The 328-nt window shown below is 36.0% G+C and carries 1 protein-coding gene; it reads left to right on the top strand.

Features of this window, described 5'->3' with window-relative positions; genetic code table 11:
• On the top strand, positions 1-313 hold a 313-nt coding region (locus tag GVK91_RS27310; RefSeq protein WP_159732786.1), incomplete at its 5' end, for a hypothetical protein.
• Between the last annotated feature and the right edge of the window lie 15 nt (positions 314-328).

A 328-nucleotide genomic window follows, 5' to 3' on the forward strand; every position in this document is an offset into this window, starting at 1 on the left:
TATAATTGCGTTCAATTTCGGGCTTTTCGCGTCAGAAGAGGGTTTCACCATGTATCTCACTGGCTCCAAAGTTTTCGATAAAGATGATGACGATTGGGCTACCAATAGGAACTTTGAGCATAAACAGAAATATTTTTCATTCCGTCCGGAGTTTTTAAAAGATAAAGACTGGCAGGATATTTTAAAATATGCTGAATGTCTAGTTCAAGCATATGTAAAATCCGAAGATTTCAAAACTTCAATTTTTGCCCAAGCGATAGCAATAACGGTGGGATTTGATGATGGCGAGTTAACGATAATAAAATCTCAATAACTATGGATCTTATCA

Source organism: Sphingobacterium sp. 18053 (genome assembly GCF_902706145.1).
Classification (GTDB): Bacteria; Bacteroidota; Bacteroidia; order Sphingobacteriales; family Sphingobacteriaceae; genus Sphingobacterium; species Sphingobacterium paramultivorum.